Source organism: Mycobacterium sp. HM-7 (genome assembly GCF_053852335.1).
Genome location: NZ_CM132657.1, coordinates 3773465 through 3796828, shown reverse-complemented (window position 1 = coordinate 3796828; position 23364 = coordinate 3773465). Strand labels below are relative to the sequence as shown.

General features: G+C 65.2%; 24 protein-coding genes. 9 read left to right on the top strand and 15 right to left on the bottom strand.

The window, feature by feature from the left end; genetic code table 11:
* Window positions 1–31: 31 nt before the first annotated feature.
* Complete coding sequence (locus ACWW1C_RS18270; RefSeq protein ID WP_455979700.1) at window positions 32–832, bottom strand: acyl-CoA thioesterase; 801 nt, start codon at window positions 830–832, stop codon at window positions 32–34.
* 43 nt (window positions 833–875) lie between these two features.
* Window positions 876–1532, bottom strand: coding sequence for a TetR/AcrR family transcriptional regulator (locus ACWW1C_RS18265; RefSeq protein WP_455979699.1), 657 nt, complete (start codon window positions 1530–1532; stop codon window positions 876–878).
* Between the two features lie 162 nt (window positions 1533–1694).
* Between ACWW1C_RS18265 and ACWW1C_RS18260 the strand changes: the two genes are divergently transcribed.
* Window positions 1695–2867, top strand: a complete 1173-nt coding sequence (locus ACWW1C_RS18260) for an acyl-CoA dehydrogenase family protein (RefSeq protein ID WP_455979698.1) — start codon at window positions 1695–1697, stop codon at window positions 2865–2867.
* A 72-nt stretch (window positions 2868–2939) separates the two neighbouring features.
* Here the strand turns inward: ACWW1C_RS18260 and ACWW1C_RS18255 are convergent, their stop codons facing one another.
* From ACWW1C_RS18255 to ACWW1C_RS18225, 7 genes are read right to left on the bottom strand one after another with little or no spacing between them, the layout of a single operon-like run.
* A complete protein-coding gene (locus ACWW1C_RS18255; RefSeq protein ID WP_455979696.1) occupies window positions 2940–3749 on the bottom strand; it encodes an acyl-CoA dehydrogenase family protein in 810 nt (269 codons plus the stop codon).
* 1 nt (window position 3750) lies between these two features.
* A complete protein-coding gene (locus ACWW1C_RS18250) occupies window positions 3751–4863 on the bottom strand; it encodes an acyl-CoA dehydrogenase family protein (protein WP_455979695.1) in 1113 nt (370 codons plus the stop codon).
* On the bottom strand, window positions 4860–5276 hold the full coding sequence (locus tag ACWW1C_RS18245) for a nuclear transport factor 2 family protein (RefSeq protein WP_043394871.1): 417 nt from the start codon (window positions 5274–5276) through the stop codon (window positions 4860–4862). Before ACWW1C_RS18245 ends, ACWW1C_RS18250 begins: the two co-directional genes overlap by 4 nt.
* Window positions 5263–6474 carry an amidohydrolase family protein gene (locus ACWW1C_RS18240; RefSeq protein WP_455979694.1) on the bottom strand — a complete coding sequence of 404 codons (1212 nt, stop codon included), beginning with the start codon at window positions 6472–6474 and terminating at the stop codon, window positions 5263–5265. Before ACWW1C_RS18240 ends, ACWW1C_RS18245 begins: the two co-directional genes overlap by 14 nt.
* Window positions 6475–6511: 37 nt before the next feature.
* On the bottom strand, window positions 6512–6850 hold the full coding sequence (locus ACWW1C_RS18235; protein ID WP_020102610.1) for a hypothetical protein: 339 nt from the start codon (window positions 6848–6850) through the stop codon (window positions 6512–6514).
* Window positions 6843–8150, bottom strand: coding sequence for an aromatic ring-hydroxylating oxygenase subunit alpha (locus ACWW1C_RS18230; RefSeq protein WP_455979693.1), 1308 nt, complete (start codon window positions 8148–8150; stop codon window positions 6843–6845). The genes ACWW1C_RS18235 and ACWW1C_RS18230 overlap by 8 nt, the downstream gene beginning before the upstream one ends.
* A gap of 4 nt (window positions 8151–8154) precedes the next feature.
* Window positions 8155–8685 (bottom strand): carboxymuconolactone decarboxylase family protein, encoded by a 531-nt coding sequence (locus ACWW1C_RS18225; protein WP_455979692.1) that lies wholly within the window; start codon window positions 8683–8685, stop codon window positions 8155–8157.
* 204 nt (window positions 8686–8889) lie between these two features.
* On the opposite strand from ACWW1C_RS18225, the gene ACWW1C_RS18220 reads away from it, so the two are divergent.
* The 8 genes from ACWW1C_RS18220 (at window position 8890) to ACWW1C_RS18185 (ending at window position 16471) form a co-directional block, all read left to right on the top strand.
* Window positions 8890–10167 (top strand): amidohydrolase family protein, encoded by a 1278-nt coding sequence (locus tag ACWW1C_RS18220; RefSeq protein WP_455979691.1) that lies wholly within the window; start codon window positions 8890–8892, stop codon window positions 10165–10167.
* Entirely contained in the window at window positions 10167–11345 is a 1179-nt protein-coding gene (locus ACWW1C_RS18215; protein WP_455979690.1) for an acyl-CoA dehydrogenase family protein, read from the top strand. Before ACWW1C_RS18220 ends, ACWW1C_RS18215 begins: the two co-directional genes overlap by 1 nt.
* A gap of 15 nt (window positions 11346–11360) precedes the next feature.
* Window positions 11361–12119: an SDR family NAD(P)-dependent oxidoreductase gene (locus ACWW1C_RS18210; RefSeq protein WP_455979689.1), complete on the top strand. Its 759-nt coding sequence runs from the start codon at window positions 11361–11363 to the stop codon at window positions 12117–12119.
* Window positions 12120–12214: 95 nt separating this feature from the next.
* Window positions 12215–13342, top strand: coding sequence for a CaiB/BaiF CoA transferase family protein (locus tag ACWW1C_RS18205; RefSeq protein ID WP_455984345.1), 1128 nt, complete (start codon window positions 12215–12217; stop codon window positions 13340–13342).
* Window positions 13339–14127 (top strand): enoyl-CoA hydratase/isomerase family protein, encoded by a 789-nt coding sequence (locus tag ACWW1C_RS18200; protein WP_455979688.1) that lies wholly within the window; start codon window positions 13339–13341, stop codon window positions 14125–14127. The genes ACWW1C_RS18205 and ACWW1C_RS18200 overlap by 4 nt, the downstream gene beginning before the upstream one ends.
* Window positions 14127–15275, top strand: coding sequence for an acyl-CoA dehydrogenase family protein (locus ACWW1C_RS18195; protein WP_455979687.1), 1149 nt, complete (start codon window positions 14127–14129; stop codon window positions 15273–15275). The genes ACWW1C_RS18200 and ACWW1C_RS18195 overlap by 1 nt, the downstream gene beginning before the upstream one ends.
* Before the next feature lie 96 nt (window positions 15276–15371).
* Window positions 15372–15974, top strand: coding sequence for a TetR/AcrR family transcriptional regulator (locus ACWW1C_RS18190; protein ID WP_455979686.1), 603 nt, complete (start codon window positions 15372–15374; stop codon window positions 15972–15974).
* Complete coding sequence (locus ACWW1C_RS18185) at window positions 15974–16471, top strand: hypothetical protein (protein WP_455979685.1); 498 nt, start codon at window positions 15974–15976, stop codon at window positions 16469–16471. The genes ACWW1C_RS18190 and ACWW1C_RS18185 overlap by 1 nt, the downstream gene beginning before the upstream one ends.
* Here ACWW1C_RS18185 and ACWW1C_RS18180 read toward each other — a convergent pair.
* The 6 genes from ACWW1C_RS18180 to ACWW1C_RS18155 form a co-directional block, all read right to left on the bottom strand.
* Window positions 16468–17436 (bottom strand): NADPH:quinone oxidoreductase family protein, encoded by a 969-nt coding sequence (locus ACWW1C_RS18180; RefSeq protein ID WP_455979684.1) that lies wholly within the window; start codon window positions 17434–17436, stop codon window positions 16468–16470. The genes ACWW1C_RS18185 and ACWW1C_RS18180 overlap by 4 nt on opposite strands.
* Window positions 17433–18461, bottom strand: coding sequence for a phosphotransferase (locus tag ACWW1C_RS18175; protein WP_455979683.1), 1029 nt, complete (start codon window positions 18459–18461; stop codon window positions 17433–17435). Before ACWW1C_RS18175 ends, ACWW1C_RS18180 begins: the two co-directional genes overlap by 4 nt.
* A 73-nt stretch (window positions 18462–18534) precedes the next feature.
* The gene (locus tag ACWW1C_RS18170; protein ID WP_455979682.1) at window positions 18535–20226 is read right to left on the bottom strand and encodes a VWA domain-containing protein; all 1692 of its coding nucleotides are present in this window, start codon (window positions 20224–20226) and stop codon (window positions 18535–18537) included.
* Window positions 20223–21041 (bottom strand): AAA family ATPase, encoded by an 819-nt coding sequence (locus ACWW1C_RS18165; protein WP_455979681.1) that lies wholly within the window; start codon window positions 21039–21041, stop codon window positions 20223–20225. The genes ACWW1C_RS18170 and ACWW1C_RS18165 overlap by 4 nt, the downstream gene beginning before the upstream one ends.
* Before the next feature lies 1 nt (window position 21042).
* Entirely contained in the window at window positions 21043–22197 is a 1155-nt protein-coding gene (locus ACWW1C_RS18160) for a spirocyclase AveC family protein (protein WP_455979680.1), read from the bottom strand.
* A 6-nt stretch (window positions 22198–22203) separates the two neighbouring features.
* Window positions 22204–23358 carry a spirocyclase AveC family protein gene (locus ACWW1C_RS18155; protein WP_455979679.1) on the bottom strand — a complete coding sequence of 385 codons (1155 nt, stop codon included), beginning with the start codon at window positions 23356–23358 and terminating at the stop codon, window positions 22204–22206.
* Window positions 23359–23364 lie beyond the last annotated feature (6 nt).

Genomic DNA, 23364 nt, shown 5'->3' with positions numbered 1-23364 from the left:
AGTGGATATTTACCGTTTGTCGGGACCGGCACTAGAGCCGGAGTAGAGCTTCCTGCGCATAGGAGGCGACCAGAGTGCCCCCGGCAGTCAGGATGTCGCCGCGACCGAAGCAGCGACCCTGCGCTGCCAGCGGGCTGTGCTGACGCAGCAGCAGCCAGTCATCGGTGCGGAACGGGCGATGGAACCACAGGGTGTGTGATGTCACCGCGGACGTGAAGGCGGTTCCGTTGCCGCGCTGGCTCACACCGTCCAGGGGCCGGATGGCGGTGCCGATCAACGTCAGGTCGGTGGCGTACGCGGCCAGGGCCGGGGCGAGTTCGGTGTCGACGGCGGGGGTGCGCATCCAGAGCGAGTACTCGGCCGGGCCGACCGCGGTCGTGTCGAGACTGTCGGCGGAGCGGGTCTCCCAGGGGATCAGATCGATCGTTGCCTCGTACTCGGGTCCCAGAACGGTTGGGACGTCGTCGACGAACTGCTGATCGTGTCCGTCTTCAGGGGCGTGCATCGAGACCGACGCGGTCGCGATCGCGCCCTTGCTCTGCGAGGCGACGAGCGACAGCGTCGCGAACGAGCGGCCTTCGTGGTGGCGCGTCACCTGGTAGGTGACCGGCTCGTCGGCACGACCCTCACGGGGAAACACCGTATGGATGGATTTGATCGCCTTGTCGGGTGTAGCCAGGCCGGCCGCGCGGACGAACTGTCCGAGTAGCTGGCCGCCGAAAACCCGGTGGTACTCCAGCGTTTGGTTACGTCCGGTGAAGTGGCCGGCGTCGTCAGGCGACTGCGGAGCCAGATTCAGACAATCGAGAAGATCGGTCCACAGGTCGGGCACCTACGCAGTGTAAGTCAAATTCTTGAAAGCGAGAACCCTATTCTCACTTTTGCGCCGCAAATCCGTTCGCGACGAAGTCCCAGACTTCGTCGGTGGCGATGGGGTGCGTGGTTGCATCGTCGGCGCCACCGCTGGACTGCGCGATGAACATCACCGTCTGCATGGCCATCGCCGCCATGCGTCGAGGGTTGACGGTCGAGCGCAGTTCGCCTGCGGCGCTGGCACTTTCCATCAATTCGGTGAGCAGCGCCAGCAATGGTGCATGGGCGATCTTCACCTCGGCCGGGTGGGTGACGAGCAGGCGGGGCGCGAAGTCGGTGAACAACGGGCGCTTCGCCGCCGGGTCCGGTCGGCACAGTTCGTAGAGCAGTTCGATGGCGACCTTCAGCCGCTGCAGCGGGTCGGTCTCGCCCTCGGTGGCGGCCCGGATCTGGTCGGCCGAACGGCTCAGCGCGTCTTCGAACAGCGCCAGGAGGAGTTCATGCTTGCCGTCGAACTGCAGGTAGAAGCTCCGCAATGACTGTCGCGAGCGGTCGACGACCTCCTGGACGGTGAAGTCCGTGCTGCCCTTTTCGATGATGATCGACTGAGCCGCGTCCAGGAATCGTTGGACTCGCTGGGCCGCCCGGAGTTTCGCCGTCTTGATGGAGCGTTCGACGGCGCGCTGCTTCCAGGCCGGATCTTCCGTCGGGCTGGTCACAGCGCACCCATGTCATCAGCGGAGAACATGCATGAACTGTACCTGAGAAGGGCCTGGTAACTGCTCGCCACGGGCCTTCTCATGCTCCGTGTCAGAGATTGTAACTGTCCCATGAAGAGAATGGTATTCTCAAGTGCTGGTTGCTGGAAGGGGTTTGCTGAGATGCAGTTGACGTTCGATGCGGATGTCGAGGCCTTCCGATCGGAGTTCATCGGCTTTCTGGAAGCGAATCTGCCTTCGGAGGCGGAGTCCGTCGAACGGCCACGGTCGACCGCGCACATCCCGGACTGGGCGCGCCGGTGGCAATGCCTGCTGTTCGACAACGGCTGGCTGCTACCCGGCAATCCGCCCGAGTTCGGCGGACGCAACGCCACCCTGCTGCAGCAGTACGTGCACCAGGAGGAGATGTCCAAGCGCCGGATCCATCACAGCTTCAACCCGCAGGGCGTCGGCATCATCGCGGCGTCGCTGTTGACGTTCGGCACTCCGGAACAAAAACAGCGTTGGGCTGTACCGATTCTTCGTGCCGAGATGACGGCCGCGCTGGGGATGAGCGAGCCCGGCGCGGGGTCCGATCTCGCGTCCGTTTCCACGCGTGCGGTCCGCGACGGGGACCACTTCGTGCTCAACGGGCAGAAGGTGTGGACCTCCGGCGCGCACGATGCGGACGTCATCTTGGCCTTCGTCCGTACCGACCCGGACGCACCCAAGCACAAGGGCATCAGCGTGCTGCTGGTACCGACCGACACCGAGGGTGTGGTGCGGCGGCCGTTCGCCTCCGCTTGCGACGTCGACGATCTCGACTTCAACGAAGTGTTCTTCACCGACGCTCGGGTCCCCGTCGAGAACCTTCTCGGGCCGCTGAACGAGGGCTGGCGGGTCGCCAATGGCTCACTCGGTCACGAGCGCACGATGTTGTGGATGGGATTCGCCGACCGGCTGCAGGACTTCGTCGAGGACCTCGCGCCGGAGACCGAGCGGGATCGCTCCCGGTTCGCCACCCTGATCATGGACAACCAGTCACTGCGCCTGCTCGGATCCGCGGCGCTGGCGCGCGCCGCACGGGGCGAGGAAGATGTGGCGCGGATGTCGGTGCTGAAACTCCTGGGCTCGGAAGCGGTACAGACCGCATCCGAGCTCGCGATGGACATCGCCGGCGCCGACGCACTCGTCCATCCGGCGATGACCTCGCCGCACGTGCCGCTGAACCTCGACCCGCATGCCGGGAGCTGGTTCGACCGCTACGTCCGCAGCTTCGCCGGCACCATCGCCGGCGGCACCTCGGAAATCCAGCGCAACATCATCGCCCAGCGGGTGCTCGGCCTGCCAAGGTGAGCGACTGCGTTGACTCTGCGGCGGTGGTGCGAAATGCCGAGTAGGGGAGGCCCAGGGTGCAGGATCAACTCACTACAGCTGAGCCAGCCGCGGCGCTGAACCTCGAGCCCGGAGTCCGCCGCCGGCTTTCTTGGTGAGTTCTCTTGAGCTGCCCAATAATCCGTCGAGCACGAGTACGCGTTTCACGTGGTGATGCAGATCGTGTTCCGCGGTGAAACCGATGCCGGCGAGCACCTGCTGACAGTTCTTCGCCGCGGTCAGTGCCGCCTTGCCGGCCGCAGCCTTGGCGAGGAGCGCGACCAGGTCCGCGCTCTCCGTGATCGGCAGGGCCAGGGTCGCTTCGGCGCCTTCGATGGCGACAAGGGTCTCGGCCAGCCGGTGCCGGATCGCTTGGAACGATGCGACGGGCCGGCCGAACTGCACCCGGTCCAGCGCATGTTGACGGGCGAGCGACAGCATGGCCCGGGCCGCACCGACCAGCCACCACCCCACGGCGATGCGGGCTTCGGCGACGCGGATGGGGTAGCCCTCGTCCTCGCGCCGCAATGGCAACCCACCGAGTGTCGTATCCACTCTCGCAGCGGACCGGTCCCACACCACCCACGTGTTGCCCGCATAGGGGAGCGGCAGTTCGACGGTGTCACCGATGGTGTTGCCGGTGGCATGCAGTACCACGTCCATGAGAACTGAAGCGTGTGAACCGGTTTCGCCGAGCAGCCGGAATACCAGCGGTACCGCCACCTCACCCGTGTCAGACAGCATCTCGGCCCAGCCGAGTTCGGTGAGCGCCGCGTCCAACTCGGGACCGGAGCACGACAGCATCGTCTTGCGCAGCGTGTCTTCCAGCAGCGCGAGCGACTCGGCATCGAGGTGCACGGACATCTCATTCCTTCCCGAGGTCGAGCAGACGGCGAGCGATGATGTTGCGCTGCACCTCGGCGGTGCCGCCGTAGATGGTGGCGGCTCGCGAGTACAGATATTCGGTGCGCCACGGGGTTTCGTCGAGTTCGACGGTCCCGGGCAGTAGATCGCGGACCGCATCGAAGAGACGCTGTTCAGTGCTCGCCAGGAGGACCTTGTCGATCGAGGTGTCGGGCCCCAGCTTGTGCCCGTCGGCCAGGCGATGCTGGGTGGCGCGGGACCGGCAGCGCAACGTGTGCAGGGCGAGAAACACCTCGCCCAGATCGGATTCGACGGATTGTCCCTGATTCTTGACCTCGTGGATCAGAGCGTCGAACCGCGAGTAGAGGTAAGCGATGCGTTGCCAGAAGCAGGTCGAGCGTTCGTAGGGCAGCAGGTCCATCGCGAGCTGCCAGCCGTCGCCGGGCTTGCCGAGCAGCCGGCTCGCGTCTACCTCGACGTCGTCGAAGTACACCTCGCAGAACTCGTCGACGTCGTGCATGGTGCGCAGCGGGCGCACCGTGATCCCCGGGGCATCCATGTCGATGAAGAACGCGGTGATGGCTTGATGGTTCGGGGTGTCCGCGTCGCCGGTGCGGGTCAGCAAGATGCAGCGCTGCGAGTGCTGCGCGAAGCTCGTCCACACCTTCTGGCCATTGATGACCCATTTGTCACCGTGCTGCACGGCTCGGGTCGTCAGTGAAGCAAGGTCGCTGCCCGAGCCCGGTTCGGAAAACCCTTGGCACCATTGTTCTTCACCGCTGAGCAGCTTGGGCACCATCTCGGCCGCCAATTCGGCAGACGCGTAGTCGATCATCGTCGGCGCCAGAACTTCGAGCATCGAGTACGGGCCCGGCTCTGCCAGTCGCCGGCCGACGACCTCTTCGCCGACGATGGCCCGCAGCATGGCCGGTCCACCGAGGCCGCCCGCGTGTTCGGGCCAGCCATGACGGCTCCACCCGGCGTCGTAGAGGGCCTTCTGCACCCGGGCGAACTGGCGAAGGTGGCCGTACAAGGAGTGATCTGGGCCCGGAGTGAGGTCGTGTTCGTCGAGCCAGGCAGACAGATCGGCGCGGAACTCAGCTATCTCGGTCACGGGCGTGGGCGACCTACCGCGTGCGGCTTGCCGGAGTCGTGTTCGCCACTGCGCCGGATGAATGTCATTGCCCGGGTGCGCAATCGCCAGCCGTCGTCGGTGCGGACGTAGGTGTCTCGGTAGTAGCCGATGCGCATGTCGTGGCTGGAGTGTTCGACGAAGCACAGGGGCTGGGTTCCGGTCGCGGTATCGCCGTCGAGGTCGACGAGCGCGGTGCCGGTCATGAACAGGCCCTTGGGCGCCGCGTCGACCAGTTCGGGAAACCGGTCCAGCGGGTAGGTGTCACCGAACGCACTGTAGGTGCCGTCGGGGGTGAACACCGAGACGAGGCCGTCGATGTCGCCCTGGGTGATGGTGACCGCGTACTTGGCGAGGAGCTGTTGGATCGCGACGATCTCGTCAGTTGTTGACATAGACCTTTCCCCCTTTCATCACGAAGCTGACGTGTTGCGTAACGCTGATGTCGGACAACGGATCCGACGGTACGGCGACGATGTCCGCCAGGAGGCCCTCGGCGATCCGGCCGCGGTCGGTGACGTTGAGCAGGTCGGCCGCGGTGGAGGTGGCGCCTCGCAGCACCGCCAGCGGCGGCAGGCCCAGCTCGACCAGGGTGACGAGCTCGTCGGCGTTCTTGCCGTGCGGGATGGCCGGCGCGTCGGTACCGACGGCGACCTTCACGCCGGCCTCGTACGCGGCGAGGATCGACTTGCGGGCAATGGGGAACATCTCGGCTGCCTTGGCCTGCAGTTCAGGTGGGGCGTGTGAGACGTCCATGGCATCGGCCAGCCGGCGGGTGCTGACCAGGAAGGTGCCGTGCTCGACCATCGAGGCGATGGCCTCGTCGTCGATCAGGAAGCCGTGCTCGATGCAGTCGATACCGGCATCGACGGCGTGCATCACCGCTTCTGCGCCGTGTGTGTGCGCAGCGACGCGCAGGCCACGCCGATGCGCCTCGTCGACGATCGCGCGGAGTTCCTCATCCGAATAATGCTGCGCGCCAGGTGGTCCGGTCATCGACATGACACCGCCCGAACAACAGACCTTGATCAGCTGGGCACCGTGCTTGATCTGGTAGCGGACCGCCTTGCGGATCTCGTCGACGCCGTTGGCGATGCCTTCCTCGATGGTCAATTCCAGCGTGTTGGGGGCGAACGCGGCGAACATCGTCGGGTCCAGGTGGCCGCCTGTCGGGGTGATGGCATGGCCGGCGGGCACGATCCGAGGCCCGTCGATCCAGCCGGCATCTATCGCCTTGCCCAGTGCCACGTCGAGCAGGTAACCGCCGGTCTTGACGAACAGGCCGAGGTTGCGCACCGTGGTGAACCCCGCCCGCAGGGTCCGGCGGGCGTTGCCGACCGCACGCAGTACCCGGGTCGGCGGATCATCTTGAACCTGGGACAGGCCAGGGTTTTCGCCCCGGCCGCCCATCAGGAGGTTGACCTCCATGTCCATCAGGCCGGGCAGCAGGATCGCATCGCCGAGATCGATCACCTCACCTTCGACCGGACCGCCGACGCCGACAATGCGGTCGCCGTCGACGCGGACGATGCCGGGGCGAACGATCTCCCCGGCGTCGACGTCAAGCAGCCCTGCGGCTTTGAGAGTGAGCACGGTATGCGATGAGTCGCTCGCGCGAAGAGCCGACAACTCAGACCACCGGCTCCCGCACCAGTTCGACCCACGCCGCCCCGCTGTCGAGGACACGCGGTTGCTTCCACACCTCGACGGGGAAGGACACCATGACGACCGACTGCATCAGATGCATCAGCCGCTTGGCATCATCGGGCATGTCGTGCAATGGGAATCGGGCATCGAGGTAGACCATGACTTCTTCGAGCCGCGCCATGCCCACGTCATAGAGGTCCTGCATCTCGGCCATGCTGGACGCCAGCCGCTTGGCGTAACGCTCCGGCTCGGTCGCCAGAATCCAGTCGGAGAATCGCTCGAGGTCGGCGAATTCGGCTGGGAGCAAGGGGGTCTCAGACATGTGCAACTCTCCCGTTGGTCTTGGCGGACTGTTCAGACTTGAACTGGTCGACGTACTTGTGCGCGGTGTGGTGCAGGTGGCGCAGCAGAATCTCCTGATCGCACAACGGGAATTCGGTGACGGCCCGCGTGCCGATCTGGGTCTGGGTGGCCTCCAGGGTGTTGGCGTCCTGCAGCGCGTACTCCTTGAACGTCACTGCTGCCAGCTCTTGCGACAGCCGCTGCCGGGTGTTCTTCGGAGGGACGAAGTAGAGGTTCGCCTCGAAGATGTGGCTGTCGACGCCCGTCGGCCAGTAGTTGTAGGTGAGGTACCAGCCCGGCACCCACAGCAACAGGGTGAAGTTGGGGAAGAACTCGAAAGAGTCCTGGCCCCAGGTCTTCTGCCGCGCCGGGTTGACGGCCGGTGGCAGCTCGTCGGGCAGGATGCCCTTGATGTCGGGCCGGTCCCACGGACCGAACAAACCGCTGTGCAGAATCCGTTCGATCGGCTTGACCATATTGAGGTCCTTGGGCGGGCTCATGCCGCCCCACGACGAGATCATCGAGTGGTCGCCCTTGATGTCGTAGTGCAGCGCCTCGAAGCCGACCTTGGCGAGCTTGTCGGCCTCCTCCTTCGTCGCCTGCTTCATGTGCAGGATCGGCGCGTGGTAGAACTCGACGAACGCGTCGATGAACAGCTTCCAGTTCGCCTTGATATCGGAGCGGTAGCTGTAGACCTCGGTCATCTCATGGAAGGGGTAGCCCTCCAAGCCTTTTGCGAAATCGCCGAGGTATTCGTTCAGCGGTGCCGCGTCGTCGTCGAAGTTGACGAAGACGAACCCCTCCCACACCTCGCAGCGCACCGGCTTGAGCGGGTAGTCGGCTTTGTCGACGTCGAAGAACTCCTGCTCCTGCTGGATGAACGTCAGGTCGCCGTTGAGCGCGTAACGCCACGCGTGGTACTTGCAGGTGAACTGCCGGCAGGACCCTGACACCTCCTCGCCCGGATAGTCGTTCCACACCAGCTTGTTTCCGCGGTGCCGGCACATGTTGTAGAACGCGCGGACGGTCTCATCCTTGTCTTTGACGATGATGATCGAGGTTCCGGCGCCGACCGAGGGCATCTCCCGGGTGAAGTAGCTACCCACCTTGGGCAGCCGCTCGACGCGGCCGACATGCAGCCAGGTCTTGCGGAAGATGGCTTGCTGCTCCAGCTTCCACTGCTCCGGGTCGATGGAGTCGGTGTAGTCGACCGGCGCTGTGCCCAGTTCGGGCCAGTTCTCGGTCCAGCTGCCTGCAGCGGGTTTGGGGAAGTGGGCCATATGTTTACGTCTCCTTGTCGAGCTCTAAGCCAAATGTGTTGAAAGCCATTGCCAGCGCCGCATAGGTACCGATGGTGAACATCAGGTCCATCAGCTGACGCTCTTCGAGCCGCTCGCTCAGCGCTGACCAAGTGGCATCGGAAAGGTTGTATTTCTCGAGCAGCTCGTCGGCCGCGATCAGCACGGCTCGCTCGAAGTCGTCGCCGGCCTCTCCGCGGGTGACCGCGTCGATCTCGTCGTCGGTCAGCCCGGCCTGCCGGCCGATCTTGACGTGCTGGAACCACTCGTACTCGCTGCCCGTCTGGTGCGCGACGCGCAGAATGGCGAGCTCCCGAATCCGCTCCGGCAGCGTCGAGGAGTACAGCAGATAGAAGGTGTACCGAAGGTACGGCCGGGCGAGCTTGGGGTGGCGGGCCAGCGTGCCGATCAGATTGCTCACGCGTTCTGGATCGCGCTGCTCGTCGGATACGAGGCCGGCCAACGCTTTGTCGACCTCGTCGTCCCAGCGGTCCGCGGGAAGCGGGGGAAGCCGCATCTGGCCTGTTCCTCTCGTCGATGAGAATGTGATTCTCATTTCTGACTAATAGATTTGCACGTTTCGCCGCCGGGGTCAACGCCGGACCGCATTTCGACTGTTGTGTTGCCTGGTGGGCTGGCATTTATCGTTGTGAACGTTGATTCTCGCAAAGAGAGAAGCTAGTTTTCATTCATAGAGAACTGAGCGGGAGGAAGGGCTGTAATGAAGAAGGAAGACATGATCCTCATCAGCGTGGACGACCACCTGGTCGAGCCGCCGGACATGTTCCAGAACCACCTCCCCGCGAAGTACCTCGAGGACGCGCCCCGCCTGGTGCACAACCCCGACGGCAGTGACATGTGGAAGTTCCGCGACGTCGTCATTCCCAACGTCGCGCTCAACGCGGTCGCCGGCCGGCCCAAGGAGGAGTACGGGCTGGAACCGCAGGGCCTCGATGAAATCCGGCCCGGCTGCTACAACGTCGACGAGCGCGTCAAGGACATGAATGCCGGCGGCATCCTGGGCTCGATCTGTTTCCCATCGTTCCCCGGTTTCGCGGGCCGACTGTTCGCCACCGAGGATGAGGACTTCTCGCTGGCGCTCGTGCAGGCCTACAACGACTGGCACATCGACGAGTGGTGCGGCGCCTACCCGGCCCGCTTCATCCCGATGGCCATCCCGGTGATCTGGAATGCCGAGAAGTGCGCGCAGGAGGTGCGGCGCGTCGCGAAGAAGGGCGTGCACGCCCTGACGTTCACCGAGAACCCGGCGGCCATGGGATACCCCAGCTTCCACGATTCCTATTGGAATCCGCTGTGGGAAGCGTTGTCGGACACCGGAATGGTGATGAACATCCACATCGGCTCCTCGGGCAAGCTGGTCATCACCGCGCCCGACGCCCCGCTGGACGTCATGATCACCCTGCAGCCCATGAATATCGTGCAGGCTGCCGCCGACCTGCTGTGGTCGCGGCCCATCAAGGAATACCCCGACCTCAAGATCGCGCTGTCCGAGGGCGGCACCGGGTGGATTCCGTACTTCCTCGAGCGTGCCGACCGCACCTACGAGATGCACTCGACCTGGACCAAGCAGGACTTCAAGGGAAAGGTGCCCAGCGAAGTATTCCGTGAGCACTTCCTGACGTGCTTCATCAGCGACCCGGTGGGTGTCGCGCTGCGCAACGACATCGGCATCGACAACATCTGCTGGGAAGCCGACTACCCACACAGCGATTCGATGTGGCCGGGAGCGCCCGAAGAACTGTGGGAAGTGCTGTCCGCCAACAGTGTTCCCGACGACGAGATCAACAAGATCACCCACGAGAACGCGATGCGCTGGTACAACTTCGATCCGTTCCAGCACATTTCGCGGGAGCAGGCCACCGTGGGCGCGCTACGCAAGGCGGCCGAGGGGCACGACGTCTCCATCCAGGCGCTCAGTCATCACGCCCAGGGCGCTCGCGGCGAAGCGCTGCACGCGGCTGCGGAGGCCAACAGTTGATGTCATCCGGCATGAACTTCGCGCTGTCCGAGGATCAGGAGCTCATCAGGTCATCGGTGGCGCAGTTGGCGGCCAAGTTCGACGACCACTACTGGATGGAGAAGGACCAGGCACACGAATTCCCGCAGGAGTTCTACGACGCCATCGCCAAGGGCGGTTGGCTGGGTATGACCATTCCGGAGGAGTACGGCGGGCATGGCCTGGGCATCACGGAGGCGACGCTGCTCCTCGAGGAGGTCGCCCGGTCCGGCGCGGCGATGAACGGCGCCAGCGCCATTCACCTGTCGATCTTCGGTATGCAGCCGGTCGTCAAGCACGGTTCCGAGGAGATGAAGAAGGAGACGCTGCCGCGGATCGTCAACGGCGATCTGCACGTGTGCTTCGGCGTCACCGAACCCGGTGCCGGGCTGGACACCTCGCGGATCACGACGTTCGCGAAGCGTGAAGGTGACAAGTATCGCATCAACGGCCGAAAGGTCTGGATTTCCAAGGCCATCGAGTCCGAGAAAATCCTGCTGCTGACCCGCACCACCCCGTATGACGAGGTCACCAAGAAGACCGACGGCATGACGCTGTTCCTGACCGATCTCGACCGCAACCACGTGGACATCCGGCCGATTCGCAAGATGGGCCGCAACGCCGTCAGCTCCAACGAGGTCTTCATCGACGACCTCATCGTGCCGGAGGCGCACCGGGTCGGCGAGGAAGGTCAGGGGTTCAAGTACATCCTCGACGGGCTCAACCCGGAACGGATGCTCATCGCCGCCGAAGCACTCGGTATCGGACGCGTCGCGCTGGAGAAGGCCGTCAAGTACGGCAACGAGCGCACCGTGTTCAACCGCCCCATCGGTATGAACCAGGGGCTGCAGTTCCCGCTGGCCGACTCGCTGGCCCGGCTCGATGCGGCCGAGCTGATCCTGCGCAAGGCGACGTGGCTCTACGACAACGGGAAACCTTGTGGGCGCGAGGCGAATACCGCGAAATACCTGTGTGCTGACGCGGGATTCGCCGCCGCCGACCGGGCCCTGCAATTGCACGGCGGCATGGGATATTCCGAGGAGTACCACGTATCGCGGTACTTCCGGGAATCCCGCCTGATGAAGATCGCACCGGTGAGCCAGGAGATGATCCTGAACTTCCTCGGCGAACACGTGCTCGGCCTGCCCCGTAGTTATTGAGATGGAGTGCTACTGATGAGGACGTATTTCGACCTGACCGGCCGCGCGGCACTGGTCACCGGCGCAGCCGGTGGCATCGGGTCGGCGGTGGCGGGCGCCCTGGCGGCCGCGGGAGCCGCCGTGCTGGTCACCGATCTCGACAAAGATGCGGCAGCGGCTGTGGCCGAACGTATTTCGGAGTCCGGTGGCCGCGCCGAGTCTGCCGCGCTCGATGTGTCCGACCGTGACTCGGCGGACGCCGCCGTTGCGCAGGCGGCGGCGCTGGGCGACGGAAAGCTGCACATCCTGATCAACAACGCCGGCGTCACCAAGCCGGCGATGTTCGAGAAGACGACGCAGGACGCCTTCCGGCTGCTCTTCGACATTCACGTGATGGGGGCGTTCAACGTCACGCAGGCGGCATTGTCCTACCTTCCGACGGACGGCACCGGACGCATCGTCAATGTCACGTCAGCGGCCGGGCTGACCGGAACCCTCGGCCAGGTGAACTATTCGGCAGCCAAGGCCGGCATCATCGGCTTCACGAAATCGCTTGCGCGCGAACTGGCGATCAAGAGCATCACGGTCAACGCGCTGGCCCCGCTCGCGGCCACGCCGATGACCGAGACCATCCGCACCAACGAGAAGTTCGCGGCGAACATGATGAACCGTATCCCGATGAAGCGCTGGGCCGACCCCGACGAGGTCGCCGGTGCGTTCGTCTTCATGGCCTCTGATGCCGCGTCGTACATCACCGGCCAGGTGCTGCCGGTGGACGGCGGGATGGTGATGTGACCCCCGGGGGCAGAAGCGAACCGACCGGGAGGTCAAACCCAGCACCACTTTCGGGCGTGACGGTGATCGCCCTCGAACAGGCCGTGTCGGCGCCGATGTGTACCCGGACCCTCGCAGACTTCGGCGCGCGCGTCATCAAGGTGGAGAACCCCAACGGCGGGGACTTCGCCCGCCACTACGACGATGTCGTGAACGGCCAAGCGGCGCATTTCGTCTGGGCCAATCGCGGCAAGGAATCGGTGACACTCGATCTGAAGACGGATGGCGGCCTGGCCGTCTTGGACCGGCTCCTGGACCGCGCCGACGTCCTGGTGTCCAACCTGGCCCCGGGTGCCACTGCGCGACTGGGTATTTCACCCGCCGACCTCGCGCAGTCGCATCCCGACGTGATCGCCGTCGAGATCGACGGTTACGGGGCCGGCGGACCGCTGTCCCATAAGCGGGCCTATGACCTGCTGGTGCAAGCCGAGTCGGGGACATGTGCGATCACCGGACAACCCGGCGCGCCGGCCAAGCCCGGCCCGCCCGTGGCAGACATCTCATCGGGGCTGTATTCGGCGCTATCGATTCTGGCGCTGCTGTTTTCGCGTGACGGCCGGTCGCGCCGCGGCGCGGCGGTGAACGTCAGCCTGTTCGACACCATGGCCGAACTGATGGGGTATCCGCTCACCTATACCCAGCATTCCGGCATCGACCAGCAGCCGCTGGGCATGAGCTCGCCCGCGGTGTCGCCCTACGGGGCGTTCGCCACGGCCGACGGCCAGACCGTGGTGCTGGGCACCACCAACGACCGAGAATGGCAGCGCCTGGCGCGTGACATCATTGTGCGCCCCGACCTCGCCGACGACGCCAGATTCGCCACCAACTCCGGGCGGTGCGAACACCGCGAGGTGCTCAACGAAGCGATCGGATCATGGTGCGCCACCAACGATCTGGCGGACATCCAGAAAATCGCCGACGACGCCGGCATCGGCAACTCCCGCTACAACCGGCCCAGCGAGGTGCTGGAACACCCGCAACTTTCCGAGCGCGACCGCTGGCGTCGGGTCGATACCCCCGCCGGGCCCATCGACGCCATCCTGCCGCCGCCCATCATCGAAGGCTTCGAGTTCCCGATGGGTGCGGTGCCCGGTCTGGGTCAGCACACCGACACCATCCTGGCCGAACTCGGGTACACCGGTGAGGAGATCGCCGGGCTGCGCGGGTGCGGTGCGATCGGATGAGTGTGCTGCTGTGCGAGAACCGGGATGGCGTGCGCACTTTGACGCTGAACCGTCCAGAACGCAAGAACGCCATCAACCCCGAGCTGTGGGTGCGCCTGGCCGAGGAACTGCGTGCCGCGGACCGTGACCCCGGGCTGCGGGCGGTGGTACTCACCGGCGCCGGGGGCGCGTTCTGCTCGGGGGCGGACATCTCGGAGCCCGAGGACATCCACCCGCTGCGCAAACTGCAGAAGCTCACCGATGTCGCCGTGGCGCTGCATGAGCTGTCGCTGCCCACCATCGCCAAGGTGACCGGCGTCGCCGTCGGCGCGGGCTGGAACCTGGCGCTCGGTTGCGACTTCGTGGTCGCCACCCCGGAATCGCGGTTCTCCCAGATTTTTTCGAAGCGCGGGCTGTCGCTGGACCTCGGCGGCTCGTGGCTGCTACCGAAGATCGTCGGTCTGCAGCAGGCCAAGAGACTTGTGCTCCTGGCCGATACGATCGACGCCGATGAGGCGCAGGCGCTGAACCTGGTGACCTGGGTGGTCTCCGGTGCGGAGATCGACGGCTTCGTCGATGATCTCGCGGCACGTTTGGTAGCGGGTCCGCCGGTCGCACTCGGCCAGGCCAAGGCCTTGCTCAACCAGGGCGCCGACGCCACGATGCGCGAAGCACTGGCCAACGAATCCCGCGCTCAAGCGGTCAACTTCGCCACCGCGGACTCCGCGGAGGCGTATGCGGCCTTTGCCGCCAAACGCGAACCGACGTTCACCGGCCGATGGGCCGTGCCCAGATTGGAGTCTTGATGCGCCGCGACCTGTTCACCGAGGACCACGAGGCTTTCCGCAAGTTGGTCCGTGACTTCGTCACCAAGGAGGTGGCGCCCTGCTTCGCCGATTGGGAGAAGGCCGGCCAGATGCCCCGTTCGATCTTCGAGCAGATGGGCGCGCTGGGCATGCTCGGGATGGCCATCCCCGAGGAGTACGGCGGCTCGGGCCTGCCCGACTACCGCTACAACGTGGTCCTGCAGGAGGAGGCCGCACGCGCCCTGGTGACACTGTCGACGGTGCGTACGCAGCTCGACGTGATCCTGCCGTACTTCCTGCACTACGCCAACGACGAACAGCGCGCCCGGTGGTTTCCGGGCCTGGCGGCCGGCACGCTGCTGACGGCCGTTGCGATGACCGAGCCCGGCACGGGCTCCGACCTCGCCGGGGTGCGCACCACCGCGGTCCGGGACGGCGACAGCTACGTGCTCAACGGCGCCAAGACTTTCATCACGGGCGGGCTGCTGGCCGATCTGGTGATCGTGGTTGCCCGTACGTCGACCGACCCGGAGAACCGGCGGAGGGGACTGTCGCTGATCGTCGTCGAGGACGGCATGCCGGGATTCGAAAAGGGCCGTGTACTCGACAAGATGGGCTGCAAGGAGCAGGACACCGTCGAACTCGCCTTCACCGATGTGCGGGTGCCCGTCACCAATCTGCTGGGAGAGGAAGGCGAGGCGTTCGGCTACCTCGGCCACAACTTGCCGCAGGAGCGGATGACGGTCGCCGTCGGATCCGTGTGCCAGGCGCGCGCCGCGGTGGCGACGACCATCGATTACGTCAAGGAGCGCAAGGCATTCGGTACCCCGGTGGCCTCGTTCCAGAACACCAAGTTCGAGCTCGCCGCGATGTCGGCCGAGATCGAGGCGGCCCAGACCATGGTGGACAAGGCCGTCTCCGAGCTGAATGCGGGGGAGCTGTCCGGTGCCGACGCCGCCCGGGTGAAGTTGTTCTGTACCGAGGTTCAGGCCCGTGTGGTCGATCGCTGCGTCCAGTTGTTCGGTGGCTACGGATACATGCTCGAGTACCCGATCACGCGCCTGTACATGAACGCCCGCGTCGCACGTATCTACGCAGGTACGAGCGAGGTGATGAAACTGATCATCGCCAAATCGCTCGGGCTGTGACCGCTCGCCGGAATCAATTTCGCTGAGACCCTTGTCACACCGCTAAAACCAACCTACTGTGTGTTCACTAGGTTGGTTTGGTCGAAGGGAGCGGGCGTGACGGAGCCTCGCCCCTATGCCGCGCTCTTCGCCAAAGGTGACGACCGTAAGGCGCGCATCCTCGAGGTCGCGCAGCGCCTGCTTGCTCGAAATGGTTGGCGCAGTACATCGTTGGCGCAGATCGCCCGCGAGGCGGGGGTGACGCCTGCCGGCCTGCTGCACCATTTCGAATCGAAGGAGCAGCTGCTGCACGCAGTGCTCGACGCCCGCGACGCCGACGATGACGCCCACGCCGATCGCAGCGGGGACCTGATCGAAGAACTGATGCATGTGCCGGAGCGGTTCGAGCGCTCGCCGGAACTCGTCGGCACCTTCGCAGTGCTGTTGATCGAGAACATCCTGCCCGACGCCCCGTTGCACGATCGCATGCTTCGGCGCTACCAGGCCGCGCTCGGAATCCTCAGCGATGGCATCCGGGAAGCCCAAGAGGCAGGCCGGTATCGCAGCGACATGGACCCCGCCGTCAAGGCGGTGCAGATTTTGGCCTTTGTCAACGGAATGGAGACATTATGGTTACTCGATCCTTCGATGCCCGTGACCGACGTGTTCAAGGACTACGTGCAGTCGTTGCGCCGGGAGCTCGCTCCGACGGTCCCCTGATGAGGTACCGCCTCGACGTCGTGGCCGCTACGGTCGCGGAGGCCGTCGAGAATGCCGGCGGCTGGTTGTTCGACCGGGTGACCGCGGGCTGGGACGTCACTGTCTTGATCGCTGATTGCGACGAGGATGACCGCCCACTGCAGATCCTGGGCGTCCGGGCCGCGGATCTCGAGTCTGCGTTCATCGAGGGCGTGACCCGCCCGCACCCGCAGACGGTGGCCGTCGCGGCCCACCTGTTCGACACCGACGCCCGGGTGCGCGGGGGAGTCCTGGCGGCCCTGGCGGCCGGCCAGACCGAGGTGACGCTGTGGGGCGAGGCGTGCCCAGACGAGTTGCACGGCATCGACACCGTCCATCATGAGTTGAGCGCTGCGGCAAGAGCATTCAAGTCGCAGGCACTCGCCGCCTGTGGCATCCGGCGGGCGGTGAACTCTGTCGAGACGTTCCGCATCGGCATGATGGCCTCGGTCGCCGCCGACCTGGTCCCGGCGAGTTAGTCGACCACCTGGATGAGCACTTTGCCGACGGCCATGCCGTCGGCGACCAGGCGGAGAGCCTGGGCGGCGTCGTCGAGGGGGTAGACGGCGCCGATGTGAGGGACGATCCGCCCACCGGCCAGGAGATCGGCGAGTTCCGTTCGGTTGCGGTCGAATTCGTCGGGTGGGATGTCGCGGAGCTGGAATCCGATGACGTGTGCGCCTTTGATGAGCACCAGGTTGAGCGGGATGCGGGGGATGACTCCCGACGCGAACCCGACGGTGACGAAGCGGCCGCCGGGCCGCAGCGAGCGCAGCGCCGCTTCGGCCAAGTCGCCTCCCACCGGGTCGATGACCGCGTGCGCGCCGTCCGGGACGGCGTCACGCAAGGCGCCGCGCAGGTCGGAAGTACGGTGATTCACCACGTGAGTGGCGCCGTATGACGCTGCTACCGAGAGCTTTTCGTCCGACGATGCCACCGCCGTGACCGTCGCGCCGAGGAGAACTCCGAGTTGCACAGTGGCCAGCCCGACGCCGCCGCCGGCACCGAGGACCACCAGGTCCATGCCTGGGCCAACCTGGGCCGCCGATCGCAGCGCGTGGTAGGCGGTGCCGTGGGCAACGCCGAAAGCCGAGGCCGTGCGGTCGTCGATGTCGTCCGGGATTCGGGTCAGTCCGTGCGTGGGTGCGGTCACTTCCTCGGCGAACGCACCGTGCAACGCTGCGCCGCAAACGCGGTCGCCGACCACGAAACCGCCTGCGGGATCGGCTACTTCGGTGACAACGCCGGCGAATTCGCTGCCGGGAATGAAAGGTATCGGCACGCTGACCTGGTATTGGTTCGCGATGAACAGCACGTCGGGGAAATTCACCGCGGCCACGTGAACCCGGACCCGGACCTGTCCGGCGGACAGGGTGGGCGCCGGGACGTCCTCGACCCGGATCACCTCCGGTGGCCCGTAGCCGGGGCAGACGGCGGCCTTCACCGGTAGTCGCTGGACTCGGCGAGCTCGGCCGCTTCCCGCATCAGGTCGATGATGACGGGCCCGTAGGCGAGGAGTTTCTGGTTGTCACCCGCCCGCTGGAAACCCTGCTCCAACACGATCGCCAGCTTCCATTTGGCGAGCACCACGTAGTAGTCCAGATCGTCGACCTGGCGCCCGGAAACCTCGGCGTAGTGGTCGACGACCGCTGTCCGCGAGGGCATTCCACGCATGTCGACGTAGTTCATCGCCGATGGCATCTCGGCGTTCTCCGGCCAGCTCTGCACCATCCACCCGAGATCGAGCTTGGGGTCGCCGACCGTACCCATCTCCCAATCGACAATCGCGGCCATCGCCGCCGGTGCGCCGTGCCGGTACATCACGTTGGCGAACTGGTAGTCACCGTGCATCAAGCCGGGGATGAAGTCGAGAGGCCGGTGACCGCGCAGCCACTCGGTGGTGATGTCGAGACCGTCGATCTCACGGCCTTTGATGCGCTCGAAAAAGGCGGTCCAGCGATCGACCTGACGCTCGTGGAAGCCGTCGGGGCGGCCGAGATCGGCCAGCCCCTTGGCTTTCCAGTCGACCTTGGACAGCAGCGCAATGCCTTCGGCCAATTGGTAGGACAGTTCGGCACGTGCTGCCACGTCGCTGTCGAAGGGCTCTGGCCATGTGCCGTGTTGGTCCATCGGCGACCACCCGTCGACGTGACCCATCAAATAGAACGGCCGGCCGAGCACGGTGGCGTCCGCACACACTCCGACGGCCGCCGTGTGCGGCACATCGGTACCGTCGAGGGCTTCGATGATCCGCCATTCCCGCAAGATGCCCTTGTCCCGGTCGGCCGGCGCCTCCGGTGGAGGCATGCGGAGCACGCAGGTGTGGTCGCCACGGTCGATCCGATAGATGACGTTCTGAGTACCGCCGGACAGGTACGTGGCCTCGAGCGGTTCATGCGCGCCGGGAAGCTCCGCCCGGTCCATCCAATCGGCCAGGCGCGCAACGTCGATCACAAATACCCCACTCATTTGCCCTCATGACGCGATAGTCGTCCATCTAGTCATATCGCACCACGAGACAAATGTTAAGTACTTGATATGCTTAACTGCCGGCCGGCTTCGGTGCGGCCAGCTCCCGCAGGGACGACAGGAACAACTCATCCATCCGCGGGCTCAGGTCTGCCAGCGTGCCGGCGCTGGCGAAGCTGGCGGAGCCGAAGACCCGTTCGAGCGACTCGGTCTCGCTCGCGCCGCCGATCGAAAGGCACAGGCAGGCAACGCCGTCCATGCGCAGCTCTTCGAGAGCCTTGTGTGCGTCGGATTCGGCGTAACGGCCTTCGTAGCCGTCATCGTAGGGAAATCCGTCGGACAGGACGAGGAGCAGCCGGTTGGGCGTACCCGCTTGGTCCTTGAGGATCTCGCCCGCACCCCGGATGGCGGCGCCGAGCCGCGTATAGCCGGACGGTTCAAGCTGATTCAGTCGCGCCCGACCCACGGCGCCGAACCGTTGCTCGAACGGTTTGATCGCGGGTAGGTGAACCGCATGCCGACCCTGGGACCGGAAACCGTAGACCGCCACGCGGTCACCGAGTTCTTCGAGCACGGCGGCCATGGTGGCAGCCGCACGGCGTTGGTGTTCATGAACGGCCAGGCCGTCGGCGTCGGTTTCGGTCGCCGAACCCGAGGCGTCGACCAGGATGAGCACGCCCAGATTACGGGAGAGCTTGCGCTGCTCCAGATACACGTGCTCAGGCGGGGAGAAACCGGAGCGCAGGTCGACGAACAGGTCGATCAGCGCTTCGATGTCCAGCTCGTCGCCGTCGGCCCGAGCTCGAAGAACTTTGGGTCCGAGGCCGATTCGCGACAAGCGCCGCCGCAGCACGTCGTCGTGCGGCACTCCGGCCGCCGACACGTCGGCGGCGGCGGTCAACGGAAAATCGATGACCCGGCACCAGTCCTCTTTGTACCGACCCGCGAAGACGTCCCACTCGGGGTGCAAGGCGCCCCCGACTCCCACGGTGGCACCGGGGCGACGGTCGTCGGTGAACCGGATTTGCGTGGGCAGCGGGCGTGCGTTCGGGCCGGCCGTACCGACGCGCCGCACGCTGCCGATCTGCATCTCGGCGCCGGCAGCGTCGTCGCCCTTCGACTTCGAACTTCCGAACAGTTTGGACAGGAAATCGGACACCAAACGGGAGCCGACCACCGGTGCCTCGAACAGCTTGAGAATCTTGCTGTCCTCGGATTCGCCTTCTTCGTCTTGGTCTTCGTCGTCCGGTTCCTCTCGGAGATCCGGAACTTCGAACGTCAGCTGGAGGTCGTTGTCGGTGGGTCGCGCGCCTGGACCCACCGGCGAGGCCAGCAGCCGAGCAGGTTTGATGACGCCAAACCAGTCTGGTGCATCGTCGACGGTCTTGCGGCCCTTCGCGATTCGCAGGGACTCGTCGGCGTTGGCCGTGCTGGCTTCGCCGGGGTCGAGTTCGGCAGCGAGTGGGAGCTCGGTGGCCAGCTCGGCCAGGACTCGGCGACCTTCCAACGCCAGGTAGCGGCGTGCGACGGCGGGGCGGCCGCGGATGGCCTTCAGCAGCGGTGCATCGAGGCTGCCCGCGCCGAGCAGCGCGCTCTGCACCAGCACCTCGTTGCGCTGCTGTGCCGGCGGCGCCGCGGAGACGTAGATGACCTGGCCGTCGGTGTACGCGGCGTCACCCGCTCGCGCCTCGGCGGTGTCGACCGGTCGGCCCGCGACATGTGTGGCGAGGAGCCGAAACTGCGCGGGGCCGGTGGGATCGGTCACGACCGGGGGAGGACGGCGTCCGCGAGCTCGCCGAGGGCGCGAACGATGTCGTGGTCGTCGGAGAGCACCTTGACGACTGCCGACTGGACAGCGCTACGCATGCTGAGCCCCTCGGCGACGAGTTCGCCGGCCAGGATCAACATGCGGGTGGAAGCGACTTCCCGAAGGGGTGAGCCGTCCAGGTTCCGGATGGCGCTACCGAATTTGACCAAACTGCGCGCTGTTTCGGCGTCGATACCGGCTTCGTGCATCACGATTTCCGTCTCGGCAGCAGCCGGCGGGAAGTCGAGTTCGATGGCGACGAACCGTTGCCGCGTCGATTCCTTGATGTTCTTCAAGACGCTCTGATAACCGGGGTTGTAGGAGATGACCAGCTGGAAACCCGGTGCCGCGGGCAACGTGACGCCGAGCCGGTCCACCGGCAGTTCACGGCGGTGGTCGGCCAGCGGATGGATGACGACAGTGGTGTCCTGGCGCGCCTCCACGATCTCGTCCAGATAGCAGATCGCACCTTCACGCACCGCCCGCGTCAAAGGTCCGTCCACCCAGACGGTTTCGCCACCCTTCAACAGGAACCGGCCGACCAGGTCCGCCGATGTCATGTCTTCATGCCCGGCGACGGTGATGAGGTCCCGTCCGAGCTCGTGCGCCATCGCTTCGACGAAGCGCGTCTTACCGCATCCCGTCGGACCTTTCAGCAGCACCGGCAGACCTCGCCGAGCAGCCGCGTGGAAGACCTCCACCTCGTCACCGACAGCGCGGTAGAACGGCGCGTTCGGCACCGGTCTGACAACTGCGGAAGTGTTGTTCAACAAGTCATTTGCCCTTCTCGACAGGAACGAGTTTCGGAATCGTGACGCCGTCCGGGATCACCAAGTGGCCATGGATGTCGACGTAACTGGAGTTCTGCAGCGGAATCGGGATCGAGGGATCAGGACAGGCCCGGTCGGTGCCGTCGCCGCAGACGCCCATGAGGAAGTACGAGCGCTTCAACAGATCTTCCGGCCAGGGGTCCTGGTGCATGGCGAACCACTGGGCGGGCAGGTTGTACATGACGAAGAAGAACGCGCTGCAGGCGGCGAAGATCGCCAGGAAGCGCGTGATCTGTTGCCTCACAAAGCCGCCGCGGACGCTGTCCAGCCCGCGTTCGACGAAGGTGCGGCCGCGGTCGTCGGTGAAGTACCGCAGGCAGCACAGGCCCGCCTGCACGCCGCCCCACATCAGGCCCTCGTACACGGGCCACTGGTAGTAGGTGCCCGGATTGACCGACAAGGCGCGGATGGCACCGGGATAGGTGAACAACCCCATCGGCATGAGGAACAGTCCCTCGATGACGAAGTCGAAGAAGAACGTCCACACGATGACGACGCCGATGAGGCCCAGGGTATTGATGTTGGGCCACTTCGCCTTTGCCTTGCGCATCACCCAACAGCCGAGCATGGTGCACAGCAGCACGAAGCAATAGCCCGGCGCGTTCATCAGGAACGGCTCGGCCATCATGCGGCCGGGCTCGCCGAATGACATCCAGCCGGGAATGTCCTGCACCCACGAACCCCGGTTCCACATCCAGGTGTTGTAGGTGCTCCATGTGTTGACGTAGTTCAGCAACGGGTCCTGGAAGAACAGCAGGCCGCAGGCGATCAACAGCATGCCGTCGAGCGTGATGCGCCGCTCGCGCCGCCAGGGCCGGATGATGAACCACCACACCGCGACCGGCAGGCCGACGATGATCACGCCCGTCCAGGTGAACAGGATGGCCTTCATGTACGTCGGCGGGTCGCTCGGGCCCGCCGGTACGCGCTCGAAGTTCGGTCCGGTCACCCACCGGGTCCAGACATAGAGCTGGAACGCCAGGATCAAGCCGCCGACCGCGGCCCAGATGCGTACGGGCGTGACCTTGCTGGGCGACCCGAGGGCTGCCCCACTGAGCGGTTCGGTGACGACCGCCTTCTTCTGCGACAGATCACTCATGTGGTGTCACTTCCCGATTTGTACGAGAGCGTCCTTGGGCATGTCTTTACCCGGTGGGAGGACGAGCTTGCCGTCGACGTCGATGTAGCCGGAGCGCTTGGTCGGTATGGGCAGCACCGGGTTCGGGCAGGGCGTGTGCTCGTCGCAGACACTCTGGCTGAAATACGAACGCTTCTGGACGTCCTCGGGCCACGGATCGGCGTGCAGGCCGAACCACTGGGCGGGCACGTTGTAGAGGAAGAAGAACGCGGCGCTGCAGGCGGCGAAGATCGCCAGGAACCTGACCCCCTGCTGCCGGAAGACGCCGCCGCGGACGTTGTCGAGTCCGCGTTCGACGACGGTGCGGCCGCGGTCGTCGGTGAAGAACCGCAGACAACACAGCGCGGTCATGACGGCGCCCCACATGAGCCCTTCGTAGACGGGCCATTGGTAGTAGGTGCCGGCGTTGAACGACACTGCTCGAATCGCGCCGGGGTAGACGAACAACCCGATCGGCAGCAGGATCAGTCCCTCCATGACGAAGTCGAAGAAGAAGCAGAACGCGTATGTCGCCACGATCAGCCGGAAGTTGCTGATGTTCGGCCAGCGCGACTTGATCTTGCGCATCGCCCAGCAGCCGACCATAAGGGTGACCAGGACCAGTCCGTAACCCGGGAGGTTGATCGGAAGTGGTTCGCCCACTTGGTGTCCCGGCGATTCAGGAGAGACCCAACCCGGGATGTGTGACGTCCACGAGCCTTGGTTCCAGAGCCACATGTTGTACGTGCACCACGTATTTGTGTAGTTGAGCAGCGGATCCTGGAAGAAGAACAGGGCGCATGACACGAAGAGCATGCCGTCGAGCGTGATGCGCCGCTCGCGAAGCCACGGCCTGATGAGGAACCACCACACGGCGGCGGGGAAGCCCACCACCATGAAGGCGCAGTTCACCATCAGCATGACCTTCATGAACGTGGGCGGGTCCGTCGGTCCACCGGGTATGCGGACGAAATAGGGCCCGGTGACCCAGCGGGTCCAGACGTAAATCTGGAGCAGCAGCAGGGCACCGCCGAAGAACGCCCAGATCTTGACGGGCTTCGACGGGGCTTGGTTGCCACCGAGATTCGCGGTTCCGCCCAGCGACTCGGTGACAGTGGATTTCTTGCTCAGCATTTCACTCACGAGGCC

Bases quoted from the DNA above. Each gene is read 5' to 3' on its own strand.
- ACWW1C_RS18185 (WP_455979685.1), top strand. From the start codon at position 15,974: ATGAGGTACCGCCTCGACGTCGTGGCCGCTACGGTCGCGGAGGCCGTC.
- ACWW1C_RS18215 (WP_455979690.1), top strand. From the start codon at position 10,167: ATGTCATCCGGCATGAACTTCGCGCTGTCCGAGGATCAGGAGCTCATC.
- ACWW1C_RS18230 (WP_455979693.1), bottom strand. From the start codon at position 8,150: ATGGCCCACTTCCCCAAACCCGCTGCAGGCAGCTGGACCGAGAACTGG.
- ACWW1C_RS18245 (WP_043394871.1), bottom strand. From the start codon at position 5,276: ATGTCAACAACTGACGAGATCGTCGCGATCCAACAGCTCCTCGCCAAG.
- ACWW1C_RS18160 (WP_455979680.1), bottom strand. From the start codon at position 22,197: ATGAGTGATCTGTCGCAGAAGAAGGCGGTCGTCACCGAACCGCTCAGT.
- ACWW1C_RS18260 (WP_455979698.1), top strand. From the start codon at position 1,695: ATGCAGTTGACGTTCGATGCGGATGTCGAGGCCTTCCGATCGGAGTTC.
- ACWW1C_RS18235 (WP_020102610.1), bottom strand. From the start codon at position 6,850: ATGTCTGAGACCCCCTTGCTCCCAGCCGAATTCGCCGACCTCGAGCGA.
- ACWW1C_RS18225 (WP_455979692.1), bottom strand. From the start codon at position 8,685: ATGCGGCTTCCCCCGCTTCCCGCGGACCGCTGGGACGACGAGGTCGAC.
- ACWW1C_RS18205 (WP_455984345.1), top strand. From the start codon at position 12,215: ATGTGTACCCGGACCCTCGCAGACTTCGGCGCGCGCGTCATCAAGGTG.
- ACWW1C_RS18210 (WP_455979689.1), top strand. From the start codon at position 11,361: ATGAGGACGTATTTCGACCTGACCGGCCGCGCGGCACTGGTCACCGGC.
- ACWW1C_RS18255 (WP_455979696.1), bottom strand. From the start codon at position 3,749: ATGTCCGTGCACCTCGATGCCGAGTCGCTCGCGCTGCTGGAAGACACG.
- ACWW1C_RS18220 (WP_455979691.1), top strand. From the start codon at position 8,890: ATGAAGAAGGAAGACATGATCCTCATCAGCGTGGACGACCACCTGGTC.
- ACWW1C_RS18200 (WP_455979688.1), top strand. From the start codon at position 13,339: ATGAGTGTGCTGCTGTGCGAGAACCGGGATGGCGTGCGCACTTTGACG.
- ACWW1C_RS18195 (WP_455979687.1), top strand. From the start codon at position 14,127: ATGCGCCGCGACCTGTTCACCGAGGACCACGAGGCTTTCCGCAAGTTG.
- ACWW1C_RS18175 (WP_455979683.1), bottom strand. From the start codon at position 18,461: ATGAGTGGGGTATTTGTGATCGACGTTGCGCGCCTGGCCGATTGGATG.